The organism is Henriciella sp. AS95, assembly GCF_038900055.1.
Classification (GTDB): Bacteria; Pseudomonadota; Alphaproteobacteria; order Caulobacterales; family Hyphomonadaceae; genus Henriciella.
In genome coordinates, this window is the sequence record NZ_JBBMQM010000001.1 from 3,744,694 (window position 1) to 3,763,644 (window position 18,951).

18 protein-coding genes are annotated in these 18,951 nt (G+C 60.4%); 6 read left to right on the plus strand and 12 right to left on the minus strand.

The features are described from left to right. Positions 1-14: 14 nt before the first annotated feature. The 5 genes from dut to ubiB form a co-directional block, all read right to left on the minus strand. Positions 15-470: a dUTP diphosphatase gene (gene dut / locus WNY37_RS18155; RefSeq protein WP_342974819.1), complete on the minus strand. Its 456-nt coding sequence runs from the start codon at positions 468-470 to the stop codon at positions 15-17. A gap of 58 nt (positions 471-528) precedes the next feature. Then, complete coding sequence (locus tag WNY37_RS18160; protein ID WP_342974820.1) at positions 529-720, minus strand: hypothetical protein; 192 nt, start codon at positions 718-720, stop codon at positions 529-531. A gap of 248 nt (positions 721-968) precedes the next feature. Then, a complete protein-coding gene (coaBC, locus tag WNY37_RS18165; RefSeq protein WP_342974821.1) occupies positions 969-2,201 on the minus strand; it encodes a bifunctional phosphopantothenoylcysteine decarboxylase/phosphopantothenate--cysteine ligase CoaBC in 1,233 nt (410 codons plus the stop codon). Between the two features lie 146 nt (positions 2,202-2,347). Next, entirely contained in the window at positions 2,348-2,875 is a 528-nt protein-coding gene (locus WNY37_RS18170; protein WP_342974822.1) for a hypothetical protein, read from the minus strand. An 86-nt stretch (positions 2,876-2,961) separates the two neighbouring features. Next, entirely contained in the window at positions 2,962-4,494 is a 1,533-nt protein-coding gene (gene ubiB / locus WNY37_RS18175) for a 2-polyprenylphenol 6-hydroxylase (protein WP_342974823.1), read from the minus strand. A gap of 71 nt (positions 4,495-4,565) precedes the next feature. Between ubiB and WNY37_RS18180 the strand changes: the two genes are divergently transcribed. Next, the gene (locus WNY37_RS18180) at positions 4,566-4,754 is read left to right on the plus strand and encodes a hypothetical protein (RefSeq protein WP_342974824.1); all 189 of its coding nucleotides are present in this window, start codon (positions 4,566-4,568) and stop codon (positions 4,752-4,754) included. Between the two features lie 5 nt (positions 4,755-4,759). Here WNY37_RS18180 and ubiE read toward each other — a convergent pair whose 3' ends face one another. Beyond that, on the minus strand, positions 4,760-5,548 hold the full coding sequence (ubiE, locus tag WNY37_RS18185; RefSeq protein WP_342974825.1) for a bifunctional demethylmenaquinone methyltransferase/2-methoxy-6-polyprenyl-1,4-benzoquinol methylase UbiE: 789 nt from the start codon (positions 5,546-5,548) through the stop codon (positions 4,760-4,762). A gap of 49 nt (positions 5,549-5,597) precedes the next feature. On the opposite strand from ubiE, the gene mutM reads away from it, so the two are divergent. Further along, on the plus strand, positions 5,598-6,446 hold the full coding sequence (gene mutM / locus WNY37_RS18190; RefSeq protein ID WP_342974826.1) for a bifunctional DNA-formamidopyrimidine glycosylase/DNA-(apurinic or apyrimidinic site) lyase: 849 nt from the start codon (positions 5,598-5,600) through the stop codon (positions 6,444-6,446). Positions 6,447-6,452: 6 nt separating this feature from the next. Here the strand turns inward: mutM and WNY37_RS18195 are convergent, their stop codons facing one another. From WNY37_RS18195 to WNY37_RS18215, 5 genes are all read right to left on the minus strand, one after another. After that, entirely contained in the window at positions 6,453-7,730 is a 1,278-nt protein-coding gene (locus WNY37_RS18195; protein WP_342974827.1) for a hypothetical protein, read from the minus strand. Positions 7,731-7,828: 98 nt separating this feature from the next. Beyond that, positions 7,829-9,214: a DUF2330 domain-containing protein gene (locus WNY37_RS18200; protein ID WP_342974828.1), complete on the minus strand. Its 1,386-nt coding sequence runs from the start codon at positions 9,212-9,214 to the stop codon at positions 7,829-7,831. After that, positions 9,156-10,052: an RnfABCDGE type electron transport complex subunit D gene (locus WNY37_RS18205; RefSeq protein ID WP_342974829.1), complete on the minus strand. Its 897-nt coding sequence runs from the start codon at positions 10,050-10,052 to the stop codon at positions 9,156-9,158. The genes WNY37_RS18200 and WNY37_RS18205 overlap by 59 nt, the downstream gene beginning before the upstream one ends. Positions 10,053-10,123: 71 nt before the next feature. Beyond that, positions 10,124-11,293 (minus strand): mannose-1-phosphate guanylyltransferase, encoded by a 1,170-nt coding sequence (locus WNY37_RS18210; protein WP_342974830.1) that lies wholly within the window; start codon positions 11,291-11,293, stop codon positions 10,124-10,126. Between the two features lie 47 nt (positions 11,294-11,340). Then, entirely contained in the window at positions 11,341-12,474 is a 1,134-nt protein-coding gene (locus WNY37_RS18215) for an iron-containing alcohol dehydrogenase (protein ID WP_342974831.1), read from the minus strand. A 150-nt stretch (positions 12,475-12,624) separates the two neighbouring features. On the opposite strand from WNY37_RS18215, the gene WNY37_RS18220 reads away from it, so the two are divergent. Both WNY37_RS18220 and WNY37_RS18225 read left to right on the plus strand, forming a co-directional pair. Then, entirely contained in the window at positions 12,625-13,623 is a 999-nt protein-coding gene (locus WNY37_RS18220) for a Gfo/Idh/MocA family oxidoreductase (RefSeq protein ID WP_342974832.1), read from the plus strand. Positions 13,624-13,705: 82 nt separating this feature from the next. Further along, positions 13,706-15,562 carry an ABC transporter ATP-binding protein gene (locus WNY37_RS18225; protein WP_342974833.1) on the plus strand — a complete coding sequence of 619 codons (1,857 nt, stop codon included), beginning with the start codon at positions 13,706-13,708 and terminating at the stop codon, positions 15,560-15,562. A 187-nt stretch (positions 15,563-15,749) separates the two neighbouring features. Here the strand turns inward: WNY37_RS18225 and kdsA are convergent, their stop codons facing one another. Beyond that, positions 15,750-16,604: a 3-deoxy-8-phosphooctulonate synthase gene (kdsA, locus tag WNY37_RS18230; RefSeq protein WP_342974834.1), complete on the minus strand. Its 855-nt coding sequence runs from the start codon at positions 16,602-16,604 to the stop codon at positions 15,750-15,752. 157 nt (positions 16,605-16,761) lie between these two features. On the opposite strand from kdsA, the gene WNY37_RS18235 reads away from it, so the two are divergent. Together WNY37_RS18235 and WNY37_RS18240 are read left to right on the plus strand one after the other, a co-directional pair. After that, positions 16,762-17,976 carry a threonine ammonia-lyase gene (locus WNY37_RS18235; RefSeq protein WP_342974835.1) on the plus strand — a complete coding sequence of 405 codons (1,215 nt, stop codon included), beginning with the start codon at positions 16,762-16,764 and terminating at the stop codon, positions 17,974-17,976. Between the two features lie 86 nt (positions 17,977-18,062). Next, a complete protein-coding gene (locus WNY37_RS18240) occupies positions 18,063-18,932 on the plus strand; it encodes an FKBP-type peptidyl-prolyl cis-trans isomerase (protein ID WP_342974836.1) in 870 nt (289 codons plus the stop codon). Positions 18,933-18,951: the final 19 nt, after the last annotated feature.

Consider the following 18,951-nt stretch of genomic DNA (forward strand, 5'->3'; position numbering starts at 1 on the left):
AAGAGAAATCGGAATTATCGCCCGGTTGAGCCGAATCCACCCTCGCCGCGGACAGTTTCATCGAGGCTGTCCACTTCCTGCCAGACGATCCGCGTCACCGGTGCGAGCACCATCTGACCAATGCGTTCACCGCGCGAGATCGTGAAAGTCTCGTTTGAGTGGTTGATCAGAATGACCTTCAGCTCCCCGCGATAATCGCTGTCGATCGTGCCGGGGCTGTTGAGGCAGGTCAGGCCATGCTTGGCGGCGAGTCCGGAGCGTGGGCGCATCTGGATTTCAAAGCCCTGCGGGATCGCAACAGAAAGACCGGTTGGCACCATGGTGCGCTCGCCGGGCTTCAGCTCGTAAGGCTCACCCTCAGGGTAAGCCGCGCGGATATCCATGCCGGCGGCCCCGTCTGTCTCATAGGCAGGCAGCGGCAGGCCTTCAAAATGTGGGAGCGCCTTAACGGCAACTTTGATGTCAGTCATGCGCGCTAATGCGCGGGAGTCGCGATGCGGAGTCAACTCGCATCTGCGGCCTCAGCGATCAGACCACGAAAAAATCTGGGGATGGCGCGGAGTGCTGAATATCGTCAACCTGTTCAGACTGCATCTGCTCAGCGGACGCCTTGGCTTGTGTTTCGACCGGTTGCTCGGCCTCGGCCCGCGCGCTCGCAAACGAATACAGGCCAGCCATGGCCAGGGCTATGAATGCAAAATATCCAACAATCAGTCTCATGGTCTTCTTCCAATTGGCCCGCGAGCATCCATTCTGGCGTGGGGCTGCAAACAAAGTGTTACGTTCCCCATTACAACGGAGACAGGTATTTCCGGTTCCGAGCTGCGAGCATTCAAAAAGAAATGGCCAGGAATATGGAGACACTGGACACAAACCGTGGCGCGGTGGCGAGATGCGTCGCCGCCCGGACTTGTTGGCGCTTGTGCTGAGAGGTCTGACAGCGCGAAGGCCCCAGGAAGACGGTGGGTTTACTCGGCCGCCAGCTGCTGATCGTCAGCGTTGCCGAGCGCAACCGCAATGCGGTCTGCGAGCTTGCGCGCAACGGCCATCTTGTCCATGCGCGGCCAGTGCTCGACGCTGTCGCGGGTGACGAGAGACACTTCATTCTCGGCGCCGCCCATCACGTCACCGGAGACATCATTGGCCACGATCCAGTCGCAGCCCTTACGCTTCATCTTGGCCTGAGCCAGCGCTTCGACATCATGGGTTTCAGCCGCGAAACCAATAACCAGGCCGGGCCGGTTCTTCCGTTTGCGGGAGATGGTGGCGAGAATGTCGGGGTTCTCGGCGAGGGCGAGCGCCGGCAAGGTCTTGCCCTCATCTTTCAGCTTCAGCTTCTTGTTGGCCGAGATGGATGGCCGCCAGTCGGCAACGGCCGCGACGGAGATGAAAGCGTCGGCGGGAAGCGCTTCCTCGCAAGCCTTCAGCATGTCGCGGGCGGTCTCCACGTTCACCATGTCGACGCCTCTCGGCGCTGCAAGATCGACCGGGCCGGAGACCAGCGTGACGCGGGCACCGAGGCGAGCAACCGATGCCGCAATCGCATAGCCCTGCTTGCCGGAAGAATGATTGGAGAGATAGCGGACCGGGTCGAGTGGCTCGCGGGTCGGGCCGGCCGTGATGAGGATGTGCTGGCCTTCCAGCGGCTTAGGCCCCGTCAGCGCGTTCAACTGGTCCTCAACGGCATCGGCAATGGCCATCACGTCAGGCAGGCGCCCCGGACCGAACTCGCCGCAGGCCATCGCGCCCTCGTCGGGCTCCATCACCTGAACGCCATCGCGGCGGAGCGTCTCGACATTGCGCCGTGTCGCGGCGTGCTCCCACATGCGCACATTCATGGCGGGCACCATCAGGACTGGCTTGTCTGTCGCCATCAGCGTGGTGGATGCCAGATCATTTGCATGGCCGTTCGCAGCCTTGGCGAGGAGGTCAGCGGTTGCGGGGCAAACGACGACGAGATCGGCCGACCGGGACAGCTGGATATGACCCATCTCGGCTTCGTCATCGAGGCTGAAGAGATCGGTGAAGCATTTCTCGCCTGACAAGGCCGAAACAGAAAGCGGGGTCACGAACTCCGCGCCCGCCTTTGTGACGATGCAGCGGGATTTCACATCGCGGCGCGCAAGCTCACGGATGAGCTCCAGCGACTTGTAGGCCGCAATACCGCCGCCAATGATGAGAAGGATGCTTTTGCTGCTCATGCGAAGAAATCCACCATTTCGCCGTCACTCTTACACATAAAGTGTTGAGAAATCTAAGACACACCTCTGAGAGCTGCTGCAAAAAATTAACCGGGCGTGCGGGTTTGCCCCCTGCACGCCCGGTCCCCGTTCGCCCCGGCTAACGCCTAGTAGCGGCGCAGCGGTCCTAAAACGACTTTTGGTCTGAGCCCGAATTTATACTCGCTATGGTTCACAGAAGGTTGATGCGATGCGCTGAAAAAGGCCGGGCCTGACACGCGCCGCGTCGGGCCGCCCGCAAGTTCGTACGTATCGGGGCGCATCATCACGCTGGATGTCTCGCCTGTACGCGTCAGGCAGGAGGTATAGGTGGTCACACCCGTCTCTTCAGACCGGAATGTACAGGGACGCGTGCCGCTTTCGGCCCCGCCGCGAAACACGCGAACGCCCTTCACTTCAGTAACAGCGCTCCCCCGAGAGTATGCTGGACGGTCCGAGGTGAAAGCGCGGACGATGCGCGTATCGCCGCCAAGCAGATCATCAGCGCGGCGAATGACGGTGGAGGCTGTGATCGCGGATGATATCTGAGCGTCCCTGTAGCGGCTGGCGTGGCTCTGCGAAGCGGCCTGGCTGTTTGCGGTGGCCGCCATCATGAAAGCGGCGCTCATAAGCGCAATGGCAGGCAGGACGTTCATTCTGGACTCCGCAAGATCAGACCCGGTGGGCGTGAGGTTTTGATTAACCTATCATGCGGGCCTGATGAGGGGAGTCGGTTCTCGTCCTAGGCGAACTGGCTGATGGTCAGTCCCGCAATGCCTGCAACAGCGACGACCAGGCCAAACCAGGCCCACCATGGCGGGCCAGACCGTTTTGGCGGCCTGCTCTGTTCATTGGCAGATGATTCGAGGAAGTCCTCGAACTGGTCCATGACTTGCGGCAGCCGCTTTAGACGGTCTGCGACCTCCCGGACGCTTTGCGCGGCGAGCTTGGCGGCGCCGACCGGGCCGAAATTCTCAGTGATCCAGCCTCTCACGACAGGCTCAGCGGCTTTCCAGATGTCGTGGGCTGGATCAATCGCACGCGCCACGCCTTCAACCTGCACCATCGTCTTCTGCAAGAGTACGAGTTCTGGACGCAGGCGCATACCGAATGTGCGGGTATAGTCCATGAGCTGCAGGAGGATGCGGCCCATATAAACCTCTTCGGCTGGCTTGCCGTGAATGGGTTCACCAATTGAACGCAGGGCCTGCGCGAATTCGCCAACCGACTGGTTTGCCGGCACATAGCCGGCCTCAAAGTGGACTTCGGCAACGCGCTGATAGTCCCGGCGGATAAAGCCATGGAGGATTTCAGCCAGGAAACGGCGCTCATTCAGGCCGATACGGCCAATAAGACCGAAGTCGACCAGGAACACTTTTCCCTGAGGGGCGATCAGAATGTTACCCTCATGCATGTCTGCATGGAAAACGCCGTGGCCGATCGCATGAGACAGGAAGCCACGCGTGATCGCATTGGCGAGATCGGGACGGTCGATACCGGGCTGTTCCAGTGCTTTTGGATCTGTCAGGGGAACGCCGTCCACCCAGTCTGTTGTCAGTACGCGCTGGCCGGTCCGGTCCCAGTCGACTGCTGGGACGCTGAACCACTCATCCTTCTCACTGAGGGCCCGCATCTGATCGGCGCCGCCTGCTTCAAGACGAAGGTCGAGTTCCTTTTCCATGGCCGTGGCCACGGTCTCTGTGAAGGCGACAGGCTCAAGACGCCGGCTTTCGACCGAAGCGCGCTCAACGGTGCGGGCGGCGCGCTTCATGGCCCGTAGCTCTTGCGCAATCAGCTTTTCGACGCCCGGCCTCAGGATCTTGACCGCCTTCATCCCGTTGGATGTCTGCAGCTTGTGAACCTGTGCGAGGGAGGCAGCAGCAACGGGTTCGCCCAGACCGGCAAACAGGCTCTCTGCGTCTTGCTCACCAAACTCTTTCGCGAGCGCCTTGCGGGCGTCCTCCATCGAAAATGGCGGCAGCTTGTCCTTCAGGCGAGAGAGATCGGTCGCGACCTCTGCGCCAAACACATCCGGGCGCGTGGCGAGGAACTGACCGAGCTTGATATAGGCCGGGCCAAGCTTTTCCAGCGCTTTGGCCAGGCGCTCGCCCTCGCGGCCTTTCGCGCGGCCTCCGAAAAAGCGCAGCGTCTTGCCGGCAAAGCGGGCCGGAAACGGCATGCGATTCTGATATTCGACGGGCAGAATGACATCATGGCGGACCAGCGCCGTGCCGGCCCGCATCAGGCGCCCATAGTCTGAAATCGCCCTCAGCATCCAGCACCACACGCCCTGCGGAACCCGAATTCGTCATAGACGTTTTCATTCCCGCAATAAGGAGAATTGATATGTCCGAGAACGCTCAATCCAGCAATGGCGCGCTCTATTTCATTGTCGGCGCCCTGGTCGTGGCCGTGATTGGTTTTGGCATCTGGTACTTCGCTGGCCAGCCCGCCTCGAATGGCGGCGGCGGCGATGCCGACCTGTCCGTCTCCGTCAGCGAAGACGGCATGACGGTCAATACGCCCGACGAATAAGTCGGTCATACCGCCCACCCATAGTGGAGGGCCGCAATTCCACCAGAGAAATTGGTGACAGACACGCCGGAGAATCCGGCGGCCCTTACTTCTTCCCGGAACAGGTCCTGTTTCGGGAATTTTCTTATGGACTCGACCAGATACTGATAGCTCTCGCGGTCTGACGCGACGAGTTCGCCAAGGCGCGGGATGACGCTGAAGCTGTAAGTGTCATACATCTTCTGCAGCATCGGCACCGTCATATGGCTGAATTCGAGGACAGCCAGACGGCCACCCGTCTTCAGCACACGGCGAAACTCTGAGAGCGCCGCCGAACGGTCGGCCACGTTGCGGATACCGAAAGCAATGGTGACGGCATCCATGGACTTGTCTTCGAACGGCAGGGCCTGCGCATCACCGCACACCCAGTTTATCCGGCCTTCATAGGCCGCCATGTCCGGGCGGGCGCGGCCTGCATCCAGCATTGCATCATTGATGTCGCAGACAACTGCACTGGCGAGGCCGTCGCGGTGGCGCCTGCGCCCTGCCTTGTCGGCGCGGTCGATGAAAGCCTTGGCCAGATCACCGGTGCCGCCGGCGACATCGAGCAGTTTCTCGCCGGGTTGCGGGTTCAGCTTCGCAATCGTGTCATGCTTCCACAGGCGGTGAACGCCTGCAGACATGAGGTCGTTCATCACGTCATAGCGGCTCGCGACCGAGCGGAAGACGCCCTTGACGCGCGCCACCTTCTCGTCCGGTGTGACCTCTTCAAAGCCGAAGCTGACGGTCTTTTCTGTATCTGTCTGGTCTGTCATGCGCGGCAACCATAGTGGCATGAAAATCTAAACACTATATGCGGTTACCATGCCTGAATTACCCGAAGTCGAGACAGTTCGCCGCGGCCTTTCCCCAGTGATGGATGGAAAGACGATTGAGGCGGTCCAGTTGAACCGCCCGGACCTGCGGTTTCCGATGCCTGCGGGCTTTGCGGAGCGCCTGTCTGGCGTCCGGATAGAACGGCTCGGGCGCCGGGCAAAATTTCTGGTGGCAGAGCTGTCATCCGGTGAGGCGCTGATCATGCATCTTGGCATGTCGGGCCGCTTCACCATCACGGACGGCACGCGGCCGGGTGACTTTCACCACGAGGTCGCGCCCAACCCCAAGCATGATCATGTCGTCTTCCGCATGGAGGGCGACCAGACGGTGACCTATAATGATCCGCGCCGGTTCGGCTTCATGGAGCTCTGGCCACTCGCCGATATGGAGACCTATCCGCGGCTCGCCGGTTTTGGGCCTGAACCACTAACGAACGGCTTTTCGCATGCCTGGCTGAATGAAGCGCTGCGCGGCAAAACGGGTCCGATCAAATCAGTCCTGCTGGACCAGCGCACAATAGCAGGCCTGGGCAATATCTATGTCTGCGAAGCGCTCTATCGGTCCCGAATAAGCCCGCGCCGGCGCGCCAATACGGTGCCGGGTGAACGCGCCGCCCGGCTCACGCAGGCGATCAACCAGGTCATCGCAGAGGCGATTGAGGCAGGCGGATCCTCGATCAGCGACTTCAAGGCCGCGACAGGAGAACTGGGCTATTTCCAGCACAGCTTCAGCGTCTATGACCGTGAAGGCCAGCCCTGCCGGACGTGCGGTGCACCGATCAAACGGATCGTTCAATCGGGACGCTCCAGTTTCTATTGCGGGTCATGCCAGCGCTAGGGGCGCCTAGTCGCCGGAAATAATATTCGAAAAGAACAGGTCTGCGGCTTCCTGCGTGATGTCCTCGATCTGCTGATCGGAATATCCAAGGTGGCTCACCGCGCCATCGACAACGAAAAGTCCAAACGGAATGCCTAGCGCATCAAATTCCGGCCGCATGGCGCATGAGCCCCAGACGCTGAGACCTGTGAAAAACACACCTTCCTGTCCACTGCCGCATGGAATTTCAGGATCAAGTTCTTCGTGGCTCGCATAAATTGGGGCAGACTCCGCATCGATCAGATCAATGTCGGTCACGCCTCCAGAGATTACAAAGGCGCCCTGGACGGTCGAACTCACCCCGTCATTCTCGCCGACGTCTCCGTAGACGCCTCCATTCGCGCTCAGATAAGCCCTCGCGGAGGCATCGCTGATACTGTCGTCCGGGTCGAGCACCGCCGCCAGCGCGCCCATTACGGCACCGGCCGATGCTCCGCCCACCAGGATAGCATCTTCACGTATTCCAAAACTGTTCGCGCCAATTGCATCGGCCCGGAAATAGCGGACGGCGGCGAAGAGGTCGTGCGTGGCGGCGTAAACCTCTTCGACAAGCTCGGCGCGGCTCGCTGGAATAGAGCTGAGGAGACGGTAGTCGATGGTGGCGCTGACATAGCCCCTTTGCGCAAAGTCCACCGCAACCTCTTCCATGTCGCTCCGCTCGCCTTCCACGAAGCCGCCGGGGAAGGCAAGAATCATGACCGGCCGGTCCGTCGCGGTATCGTTTTGCGGGCTGAAGACATCCATTCGGAGGGTTTGCCCGTCTACATTTGCGAATGGCAAATTGCGCTGCGTGGTCACATTGGAGAAGACGCGGTCGCGATAGCGAACACCGGCGCTGCTCTCATCGACATCGGTGACCGTGACGGTGACAGATTGCGAGGCTGTTCCGCCGGCGTCATCAGATGCCTGCAGCGTGAGCGCGTATACGTTGTTCCCGTCACTGTCTGCCGGGCTTTCGAAATCCGGAGGTGAGGAAAAGCGAAGATTTCCGCTTGTCGCGCCAAGGTCGAACGCGGCAGCGTCAGCACCGCCCGAGATGGAGAACCGGACAGGGTCGCCATCGGCATCTGACGCTCGCGCTGTAAGGATCACGCCGGCCGTATTTTCTTCGACCGTGGCCGAGGCCGGCGAGGTAAATTGCGGCGAACGATTGACCGGCGATGGATTGCTCGAGCCCCCGCCGCCACTGCCGCCGCATCCCGATAGAACGAGAACGGCGAGGCATATCCCAAGCCCGTAACGCATACCTGAAGGCCCCCAAACCCGTATCAGGCATACAATAAGAGCATATGCCAACGGGCAGAACCAGCCTTCAGGTATGATTCATTACGGGGACTAAGCGCTCAGCCCTTGCCCCAGAGCTTCTGCCACCAGGGCTTTTTCGGTTTCAGTTCGACATCGATGGCTGAGGCTGAATAGCCGCCATCAGCCATTTTCTGCTTGATGTCGGCCTCGTCCCAACCGGTCAGCTTGGCGAGGTTTTCCGCTTCCTGATCCCAGCGGGAGACAAGGGTATTGGCATAGTCTCGCGCTTCCTCGCACTGGTCGAAGTCGCCGCGCCAGGGATGGCGAAGGACATAGCGACCCTGATAATTCTGCTTGTCGCCAGTGACCTGGAAGGTGAGGTCTTCCGGAAAGGTCTCGCCATCATAGCGCACATGCAGGCGGGTCACGAAGACATCAACAGGCTGCGGGCCAGGGCCGAAACCGGGACGGGTGTCAGGCTGCTGACCGCCTTCATCGAGCCACATGACGCCAAGCTCACGAAGCTCAGAGCGCGAGAGCGGCTCGGCCGCGCATGGGTCGCACCAGCTCATATCCCAGGCATATTCGGTGAAGACGGCCTTGCCGTTCTCCTTCTCGACCTGGTGGGCGAACATGTCCTTGTAGAAGTCGCCAAACTCATCCTTGACGAAGATCGGGACATCCATGTCGGACGGCAGTTTCACGGTCTTGTAGTTCAGCGTCTCGACGCGGCCCTTGCGGGTCATGGCGAAGACGAACAGCTCCTGCTTGCCGTCGGCATTCACCGTGCCAAGCCGGATCGGCAGCATGAAGTCCTCATGCTCATAGGCGACCTGGATGGGGCGCAGGAAGGCCGAGCCGTCATGGCGTTCCAGGTTCACCTTGGCCACGAAGAATTTCATGTCCTGCTTGAGGTAAGAGCCAACAACTTCCTCGGCCCCGTCCGGGATCTTGTAGCCATTCTGGTTCAGCCAGGTGATCAGGCCATCGGACTCTTCGGCCGAGAGGATCAGGATGTCGTACTCGCCGACTTCGTATTCGGCTTCGATGGTGACGCCGAGGTCTTCGGCTTCTTCCATCGCGGCGGGCGCCGGGGCGGGCATCGGCCCTGCAGACATCGCCATCGTCTCGCGGTAGCGGAGCCTGTCGCACGGATTCTCGTCATGATACTCGACAAGGCGGGGCGCGGTGTACTGGTCGAGATGATCGATCAGGCCGGGATTGGCGACGTTGATCTGCTCTTCCTCCGGCACATCCACAACCGGGATGACCATGGCAAACTCTTCCACGTCGCCCCGGAAATTCGAGGCCATGGTGATGACGGTCCGGTCGCCGTCGCGCACCAGCGCCACTTTAGAGGCATCATTGAACAGGTCGGTATCGGCCTTGGCGACAAAGAAGCCGCAAAAGGCTGACGCCGGCGCGCTAAAGGCGAGCGAGCTGAGGCCGAGCATTGCCGCCCCGGCCAGGTGTCTGAGTTTCATGGATGCGTCCCTCCTTGGACATTGATGGTTTGCCCCATTGGAACCGGTCTGCGGGCAGCAGCCGGTCAAAAACAGGTGTCAGAAATGAAAGCGCGGCCAGCGCCATGATCGGCGCGGCGAGTACGTTCGGCACGATGATGAACCAGGCCGACAGGATCGCTATGAGCGCAGCGAACAGGATGCGCCCCAGACGCGAATCCGGGGTCGAGCGCGGATCGGTGATCATGAAGAAGGTGAAGACCAGAAGCGTGCCGGTCGACAGCTGGTGCATCGGGATCGACATCGGGTCGCCAAGCCAGAGCGCGCGGCCGATCAGGATGGCCGCGAAGGTGGCGAAGAAAGACAGCGCAATGTCGAGCCGCCTGGCGCTGGACAGGACCAACGCCGCAGCCGCCGCCGCCCAGCCAAGCAGCAGAGGAGCGTGCCCCCATTGGCCCGGTGAAACCCAGACGTCACGGTCAAAGATGAGGCACATGGCGACAATGGCGATACAGGCCGGGTTGAAGATGTGCTTGCCATTGTAACGAACCGCGAATTTCAGGCCGATCCCGATCAGACCCGCGACAAACCACATCCAGGGCGCGACGGCGCGCAGCAGAATGGTCAGCGACAGGGATGTGATCGCCGCCGACTTCCATTCGAATCTGCCGCCGACAATGGCTGTGCCGATAATCTGTGCGGTCATTGTGCCAGCGAAGGCGGAGACAAAGTGAATCGGCCTGGCGCCGTAATCAGTGGTCAGGATGGAGATCAGGAAAAGGCCGGAAAGCGCCAGAATCTGCCAGTGGCGCGCATCAGAATTGATCGCGCCGAACAGCCTGACAGGTGCGTCCCTCACATCCATATGTGACAGACAATACACGAAAAGCGGACAAATTGCGGCAGTGAATTGAAATCTGCCCGGGCGAGCTATCCCTGAGCCAACTGAGCGAGCGCTTTGACTTTCTGGGCGTCTTCCATGTCGCAAATCATGGTTCGCCCGTCCATTGCCACAACAACCGCCCCCTTGAGGCCTGCGACCGAAACAGGGTCACTTTCAGACCGGATATAGCAATTCTCGCAATCGACTGCCGTGACCGGACCGACAAGAACATTGCCGCTGTCATCTTTTGGCAGCAGGTCCCAGAGCGCCTTGTAATCTCCGACGTCGCTCCATCCCATGTCGACCGGAACGCCATAAATTGGTTTCACCTTCTCCATGATCGCATAGTCGACGGAAATACTCGGGCAGGAGTCGAAATTTTCTGGATCCAGCGTGAGCGCGCCAGCATTTATCGCGTCGGCCGGATTGGCTGGCAGCGACGCTTTGACCGCAGTCAGAATGTCGGGGGCATGGGCTGCGAATGCTTCAATCATTGCGCTCGCCTTGAACAGGAAAATGCCGGCATTCCAGACATAGCGTTCAGTCCTGATGTATTCGCAGGCGGTCGCCTTATCAGGCTTTTCGACGAACCGTTCAGCCTTACGGATTGGCGCGTTACCCGATTCCAGTTCGATGTAGCCATAACCGGTGCTTGGGAAGGTTGGCGTTATGCCAAATGTAATCACGTGTCCCGCTTCGGCATGGCTAGTCCCAATCGCGATGGCCTCATGGAATTTTTCAGGGAAAGCGATGTGATGATCGGAGGGCAGGATAAGCAGCAGATCATCGGGTTGGCTGACGAGTGCGGATGCGATGACAGCCGCTGCCGAGTTTCGCCCAAACGGCTCCAGCAACAGCTTCGCATCGGTCAGATGCTCACGCAGCATGGCTTCATGTCGTTTGGAACCAACAGCCAGCAAGTCAGAGAAACGCAGCGTTCGAACAGATGATGTGCTGACACGCTCCGCCGTTTCTTCCAGCATCGAAAGAGTCCCTGTCAGCTGCAGGAATTGCTTTGGCGTTGACGGATTGGACATCGGCCAGAGGCGGGTGCCGCCGCCGCCGCACAAGATGACCGGTTTGACGACTGTTTCAGACACGTCCCAATGCCCTTTCAAATGACCCGTATTGGCATGCGGGCTTACACTTTGCCCCCACTCGCGGTCAAACGCGCCCGCATCGACGCGCAGGCACGCAAGTCCCAGGCCAGCAGCCACGCCAGTGCCAGACCATCAGCCCTGGCAGGTCCGACAGCCACCGAAGCCTAACCGAGGGCAGTTTCGTAGATTTTCTCGTAGTCGGCCTGGGTCGCTTCACGCGCATTACCCGCATGGGCGAGGTCGGCGAGGGCGTTCTCGACGATGCCGGGGCCGTCGGACGCTTCCAGACCGATCTCCTTCAGCGTTTGTGGAATACCGATCTCGTCATTCAGCCGCTCGATGGCGTCGGCAAGATCAGCGCCTTCCGCGAGGCCCATGGCAAAGCGCAGACGCTCATACTTCTTGTCAGCAGCGCCGTCATTGAAGCGCAGGAGATGCGGCAGGAAAATCGCATTCAGCGTGCCGTGGTGAAGCTTCTTTTCATGCAGCCGGCCAGCAGCGTGAGAGAGCGCATGGACAGAGCCGAGGCCCTTAACAAAGGCAAGTGCGCCCTCATAAGACGCCATCATCATGTTCCAGCGCGCTTCGAGATCAGAGCCGTCAGCGACCGCGCGGCGCAGCCAGCCATCTCTGATGGCTCGGGTGAGGCCATCATAGCCGATGCCTTCAGCCGGGGGGTTGGATGATGGCACGAGAACAGCCTCAATGCAGTGCGTGACAGCATCCATACCGGTGGCTGCCGTCATCATTTTTGGCAGGCCGAGCGTGAGCTCCGGGTCGCAGATTGCGATGGGCGGAATAAGGTTTGGCGACGCGAAGGTTTCCTTGCGGCCATTGTTCATGGTCACGATCATGCCAACCGACACTTCAGACCCCGTGCCTGCTGTTGTCGGGATCGCGATCACGGGTGGCAGCTTCTTGATGTGTTTTGACCCATCAGACATGGCCGCATATTTCTCCAGCGGCCCGCCATGACTGGCGAGCAGGCCGACAGCTTTGGACAGGTCCATGCTGGAGCCGCCGCCGAGCGCGATGATGCTGTCCGCGCCAGCCTGCTTGTAGAGGTCTGTGACTTCGATGACCTGGTCTTCGGTCGGGTTGGCCACCGTGTCGGAGAAAATGCCTGCCGGCTCAGCCTGAAGGGCTTCGAGCACCCGATCCAGAATACCCACCGCCTTGATGCCCGGATCGGTAATAATGAAAGGCTTTGACGCCCCGCTTCTGCCCAGCACTTTCGGAAGGCGCTCCAATACGCCATTGTCGAAAAAGCAGGTATTCATGAATGTCAGTACGGGCATGGGTGTCTCGCAATTGGGTCAATTTATTCAACTATCGGCAACTAGCCCCGCCCCGGCACCGATTGCAAGCGCAGAGCCCGCGTCATTCTGGCCTTGTGATCCCTCAGGCGATCAGCTTTGTTTGCTCGAACCCACCATCAAGGAGGCGTTATGCCGACTGACCTTCGCATCGGAATTCTGGGCGCTGCCCGCATTGCCCCAAAAGCAGTCTGTGATCCGGCGCGCGTCGTCGGGGGCGTCAGCCTGGCCGGCGTCGCCGCACGCAACCGGGAGAAGGCGCAGACCTTTGCCGATCAGCATGGCATCGAAAAAGCGTACGCCGATTATGACGAACTGATCGCCAGTCCGGACATCGACCTGGTTTACAATCCGCTGCCCATCAACCTTCACGCCGAATGGACGATCAAGGCGCTCGAAGCCGGCAAGCACGTCCTGTGCGAGAAACCGTTTGCGATGAATGTTGAGGAAGCGAAAGCCATGCTGGCGGCGGCCGACAAGGCGGACAAACGCCTGATCGAGGCGTTTCACTATCGCTACCACCCGGCCTTCGCGGTCTGTATGGACTGGCTGAATGAAGGCCGGATTGGCGACGTCACTCGCATCGATGCGGACTTCAGCGTCCAGATCCGCGACACGGACGACGAAATCCGCCAATTCCCGGAAACAGGCGGCGGTGCCATGATGGATCTTGGCTGCTACCCGCTGAGCTGGGCGCTGCATTTGCTGGGCTCAGACCTCACAGTGGTCGATGCGAAGGCTGAAACGACCCGGCGCGGCGTGGACCAGACGCTCCTGGCGCGGTTGCAACACGGCAAGGCCTGGGTGCATCTGACAACGAGCATGGCGCAGGGCACGCCGTTCAATGCCGATATGACCATCGCCGGCACGGACGGCCTCATCTATTTCAAGAACCCGCTTGCGCCGCACGCTGGCAGTACGCTCAGCATGCGCCGCGCCGATGGCAGCGAAGTCGACCAGTTACGACCCATCAGCCCGATTTCGACCTATACCTGGCAACTGGCCGCGATCGTCGATGCGTTGAAAACGGGCCAGCCACTGGCGACCGAAGGACAGGTCATCATTGACCAGCAAGCCGGGCTCGACGCGATCTATGAAGCCGCCGGCCTCCGCCATCTTCGATACCGCTAACTGGCGCTGCTTGTTGACAGTGCGGCCCTGATTGGGCCGATAGTCCTGCAGTTGAGAATAGAGAAAGCGCGAGGCCGCCCCGTTGACCCAACCCATCCTCTCTGTGCGAGACCTGAAGATCGATTTCGATACGCCGGATGGCACGGTTCACGCGGTGAAAGGCACGAGCTTTGACATCGCACCAGGCGAATGTCTCGGCATTGTTGGCGAGTCCGGCTCCGGGAAAAGCCAGTCGGCCCTCGCCGCCATGGGCCTCATCGCCGACAATGGTAAAGTGACGGGCTCGATCAAGTTTAACGGCACCGAGATGGTCGGCGCAAAGGCCAGCACGCTTCGCAAGATCCGCGGCGCCGAAATGTCGATGATCTTTCAGGATCCGCTGACATCGCTCACGCCGCACCTCACGGTGGGCGCGCAGATGCGCGAAGTGCTGGCGCTTCACAAGAACATGAAGGGCGAGGAAGCGATCAAGCGCTGCGTCGACTGGCTTGAGCAGGTCCGCATTCCGGAAGCCCGCCGCCGTCTGGACCAGTTCCCGCATGAGCTGTCCGGCGGCATGCGCCAGCGTGTGATGGTGGCCATTGCGATGCTTTGCGGACCAAAACTGCTGCTCGCCGATGAGCCGACCACGGCGCTCGATGTGACGGTTCAGGCGCAGGTGCTCGACCTGATGGATGACCTCAAGCGCGACACAGACACAGGCATCGTTCTCATCACGCACGATATGGGCGTGGTTGCCCGCATGTGTGACCGCGTCGTGGTCATGAAACATGGCGAGATCGTCGAGACCGGCACGAATGACGAGATCTTCTACAATCCGCAGCACGAATACACGAAAATGCTGCTCAACGCCGTGCCGCGCATCGACCAGCCAAACCGCGAGGGCCGCCCCATGCTCGGCCCCGAACCGGCGACCAGTATCGAGCCGCTTGTCGAAGCCCGCGACGTGAAAGTTCAATTCCCGATCAATGTTGGCGGCGGGCTGTTCGGCAAGACCAAGATGCTGAAGGCTGTTGATGGCGTGTCGTTCGACCTTCGCCCCGGCGAGACGCTGGGTGTTGTCGGCGAGTCCGGTTGCGGCAAGTCTACGCTGGCGCGGGCCGTGCTGAAGCTCGTCCCGTCAACGGCCGGAACCGTTGCTTTCATGGGCCGCGATATCACGCAGGCCGATCGGCACACCATGAATGGCATGCGCGACGACCTGCAGATCGTCTTCCAGGACCCGCTCGCATCGCTCGACCCACGCATGACCATCGGCCAGTCGATCGCAGAGCCGCTGACGGTGCACAAGCCAGAGCTCGACAAGGCGGCGCGCGAGAAGCTGGTACGCGAATTCCTGCCGCGTGTGGGGCTGGAAACTCATCTCATCAACCGCTATCCGCACGAGCTGTCAGGCGGCCAGAACCAGCGCGTCGGCATTGCCCGCGCGATGATCTTGCGGCCCAAGCTGCTCATCTGCGACGAGGCGGTTTCCGCGCTTGATGTGTCGGTGCAGGCGCAGGTTGTGGACCTGCTGATTGACCTTCAGAAGGAATTCGGCCTCGCCATGATCTTCATCAGCCACGACCTGTCCGTCGTGCGCGAGGTCAGCCACCGGGTCATGGTGCTCTATCTCGGCAAGGTGGTGGAAATCGCGGACCGCACGGCGATCTATGAAGATGCGCGACACCCTTACACCAAGGCGCTCATCTCTGCCGTGCCGACACCGGATCCGAAACTGGAACGCGCGCGCGAGCGTGTGAAGCTGAAAGGCGACCTGCCCTCCCCGCTCGACAGCCGCGCACCGCTCCGTTTCATGAAGTCAGTCATTGTCGATGACCCCGACGCCGAGCAGTACAATCCGAAGCTGATCGAGGTCGCGCCCGGCCATCTCGTGGCAGAGCATGATGCCTATGAGGATGTTCCGGAACTGAAGGCGAAAGAGGTGGTGGACGCTTAGCGCTTCACCCTGCCCCTCTTCAGAGGGGAGCGGACAACAATTCAACTGTTTGCGCTTATCGCCCGCCATGGTTCGACTTCGCTCACCATGTCGGGCTAAATTTGACGTCGCATAAGGCCGACATGGTGAGCGAAGTCGAACCACGAGGCCAGACCGCCTACCCTCTGAGCAGGTTCGGGGGGAACCTTTAAGGGTTCACGATGCCGTGGATGGCTTTCAGCTCAGCCAGCAGCGCCTCGGCGCCATCGAGTGGCAGGCAGCTTGGGCCGTCGCAAAGCGCCTTGTCCGGGTCGGGGTGGAATTCGAGGAACACGCCGTCTGCGCCAGCGGCCACAGCGGACTTTGCGATGATCGGCACGCCGTCGCGGCGGCCGCCCGTTGAGCCACCGGCCGTGCGCGGGTCAGCGCCGGGAAGCTGTACAGCATGCGTCGCGTCGATCGTGACCGGAACGCCAAGTGCTTTCATGGCCGGAATGCCGAGCATGTCGACGACGAGATTGTTGTAGCCGAAGCTCGCACCGCGCTCGCACAGGATCGTCGGATTGTTCGGGCCGGTGACTTCGCCAATCTTGCTGACGATGTTCTTGCAATCCCACGGGGCCAGGAACTGCGCCTTCTTCACGTGCAGCCACCCACCGGTATCCATGACGGCTTCGGCGCCGGCGACCACAAGGTCTGTCTGTCGAACGAGGAAAGCCGGAACCTGGATGACTTCGGCAATGTCCGCGACGAGCTCGGCCTGCTCGGCGGTATGGTAATCGGTGATGACGGGGACACCGAACTCAGCCTTTACATCGGACAGGATGCGCAAGCCCTCATCGAGGCCCGGGCCGCGATAAGAGGTGATGGACGACCGGTTCGCCTTGTCGAAGCTTGCCTTGAAAATATAAGGCAGGTCGAGGCGCTCACAGACGGTTTTGAGGTGCTCGCAGATCTTCATCGCAAGATCGCGGCTTTCCAGCACATTCATGCCCGCCATGACGACAAGCGGCTCACCTGTGCCGATAGAGAGATTGTGGGCGGCAAGGCTGAGGCGGGTCATCGTTTTCATCCTGTCATTGCGAGGCTTCGCGGATAGACAACACGTCCGCGCGGGGCAAGCCTGATTGAGAGCATGGCTGAAATAACGTCTCGTCGCTTGCTCTCTCAATCAGGGCTGAATAGGAGGGGCGAGCACGATTTGACAGGATGGCCAGACGATGAGCGACAAGCTGCCGATAAGCCTAGACGATGTGAAGGATGCTGCCCGGATACTCGAGGGGCAGATTGAGCGCACACCCATGCGTCGCTCCCGCACGCTCTCGGCGATTACCGGCGCTGATGTCTGGGTGAAATTCGAGAACATGCAGTTCACAGCCGCCTTCAAGGAACGCGGCGCGCTGAACAAGCTTGCGCGGCTGACGGAAGAAGAAAAAAAGGTCGGCGTGATCGCCGCATCAGCCGGAAATCATGCGCAGGGCGTGGCCTATCATGGGCGGCGCCTGGGCATCCCGGTAACCATCGCAATGCCGGTGACCACACCGTTCAACAAGGTCGAACACACCCGCGCCTTCGGGGCCCGTGTCCTGCTGGAAGGCACGACCTTTGACGAAGCGAAAGAGCATGCCGAGATGGTGCGCCAGCGCGAAGGGCTCACCTGGATCCACCCGTTTGATGATCCTCTCATCATGGCTGGTCAGGGCACGGCAGCATTGGAAATGTTCGAAGACCAGCCGGATTTTGACATGCTCGTGGTGCCAATCGGTGGCGGCGGCCTGATCTCTGGTATGGCGACCGTGGCCAAGGCTCACAATCCCGACATCAAGGTTATCGGCGTTCAGGCGTCGATGTATGCGAGCATGCATGCGGCCGTGAAGGGCGGCCAGCCGGCAAAGGGCGGCGCGTCGATCGCTGAAGGCATCTCGGTCAAACAACCTGGGCACCTGACGCAGAAAGTTGTCGAGGCGCTTGTCGACGATATCGTCCTTGTCGAAGAGGAGCATATCGAAAGGGCGATCACCCTTTTTGTCGACGTTGAGAAGACCGTCGCAGAGGGGGCCGGCGCTGCCGGGCTTGCCGCGCTTCTGGCGCATCCGTCGAAGTTTGCCGGCAAGAAAGTCGGACTCATCCTGTGCGGCGGCAATATCGATACGCGTTTGCTTGCTTCGGTGCTGACACGTGCGCTGGTGCGCGAGAAGCGCCTCGCCAATATCCGGATCATTGGTGACGACCGTCCAGGCCTGCTTGGACTGGTTTCCAAGATTATCGGCGACAATGGCGCGAACATCATGGAAGTGGCCCACAACCGGATCGCGCTCGATGTGCCCGCCAAGGGCGCGGAGTTCGATATCCTGATGGAAACCCGCGATGCCCAGCACACGCAGGAGATCATCGACGCGCTGGCGCAGGCCGGCTATCCGCCGCGGCAGAACTAGTCTGCACGAGACAAGGTGACTTGGTCGCGCTCAGCGCCTAGATTTCAGCGCATTCCCTGATGTCCCCGACAGGAGCCAGACTTCCAATGCTCAAATATATCATTGCCCCGCTCGCCGCCCTTGGACTCGTCAGTTGCGGAGGTCCGTCTTCCTCGACCGACTTCGATTCCTTCTTTCCGTGGGACGCGGATATGGAGGGCCTTCAGTCCACCGAGTCCGGCATCAAATACTATGTCGTCAAGGAAGGCCCGGAAGATGGTGCATCGCCCAGCATCGATGATGTGGTGCAGGTCTTCTATGATGGCCGCCTGACTGATGGCACCAAATTCGACGGCAATTTCGGCACCGGCCGCCCGGCCATGTTTGGTCTCAAGCAGGTTATTCCCGGCTGGACGCAGGGCCTTCAACTGATGTCAGAGGGCGACGAGTACATCTTCTTCATCCCGAGCGAACTTGGCTATGGCCAGAGCCCGCGCCCCGGCGGCGTCATCAAGCCGGGCGATGACCTGGTCTTCCGGATCGAGCTGATGAAGGTCTTTCAGCCCAAACCCGCAGATGATGCGGCCTGGGACCGGCTGACGCCTTGGGACTCGTCGAATGAAGACGTCCAGAAAACCGATTCGGGCCTTGAATATGTCGTCCTGGAGAGCGGCGACGCAGATGGTACAAGCCCGGCCCCAAATGATACGGTCGTTGTCCTGTATGAAGGCCGCTTCGCTGAGGGCGGAGAAGTCTTCGACAGCGCGTATCAGCGCGGCGAACCGATCATGTTCGAGACCAATGGCGTCATCCCCGGCTGGCAGGAAGCCCTGTCCATGATGAAACCGGGAGACCGCTGGCTGGTCCACATCCCGTCCGACCTTGCCTATGGCGCGAGAGGGGCCGGCAATGCCATTCCACCGAACACCGACCTCGACTTCGAGGTTGAGTTGATTGATGTGCTGCCAACGGAATAAGCTCTGCGTCCACAAGGCT